The organism is Streptomyces glaucescens, assembly GCF_002154375.1.
Classification (GTDB): domain Bacteria; phylum Actinomycetota; class Actinomycetes; order Streptomycetales; family Streptomycetaceae; genus Streptomyces; species Streptomyces glaucescens.
Genome location: NZ_MUND01001127.1, coordinates 1 through 727, shown reverse-complemented (window position 1 = coordinate 727; position 727 = coordinate 1). Strand labels below are relative to the sequence as shown.

The 727-nt window shown below is 80.3% G+C and carries 1 pseudogene; it reads left to right on the top strand.

Annotation, left to right across the window (positions count from 1 at the left end):
• Positions 1 to 189: 189 nt before the first annotated feature.
• Positions 190 to 621: pseudogene (locus tag CCN42_RS45555) on the top strand (hypothetical protein); the annotation flags it as partial.
• Between the last annotated feature and the right edge of the window lie 106 nt (positions 622 to 727).

The window sequence follows — 727 nt, the reverse complement described above, 5'->3', positions numbered from 1 at the left end:
GGGGAGGGGCCGGACGCGGGCCTGGGTGCCGGCTTACGCCTGGGCGCCGGGTCGGGTTTCGGTGCCGGGGTGGGCCTGGGCGCCGGTTCGGGCCTTGGCGCCGCGTCGGGTCCGGACGCCGCGCAGCCCCCGGACAGCGGTGAAGTCCCCGACACGGACAGCGGTGGAAACCCGGACACGGGCATCGCAGTGGGCCAGGGGACCGCCGGGAAGGGACTCGACACCGGGAAGCCCCCGCACGCGGTTGCCCCTGCCCAGGTGCCGGGCGACGCGCACGTGGGGGAGGCCACCCGTGGCCGCAAGCCGGCCGTAGCTCCCCGCCGGGGTGCCGCGGATCCCGTGAAGGCCCTGATGCACCGCCACCGCGAGCTGTGCGAACGGGCCGTCGACCCGCTGGAGATCGCCGCCGGACTGGAAGCCCACGGCATCACCGACCGGACCGCCGCCCGCTTCCGGCACCGGGACGTGTTCTCCCTCGCGGAGGAGATGTTCGCGCGCGTCCCGCGTGACGCGGACACCGCGCCGCACCCCGAGTCGCCCGTGACCCCGCCCGCGCGTCGCGCCGAGTGGATCGTCCGGGCCCTGCTGCCCGGCGCCGTGTGCGCCGCCACCCTGGCAGCCCCCCCCCCCCCCCCCCCCCACGCCCCCCCCCCCCCCCCCCCCCCCCCCCCCCCCCCCCCCACCCCCCCCCCCCCCCCCCCCCCCCCCCCCCCCCCCCTCCCCCCCC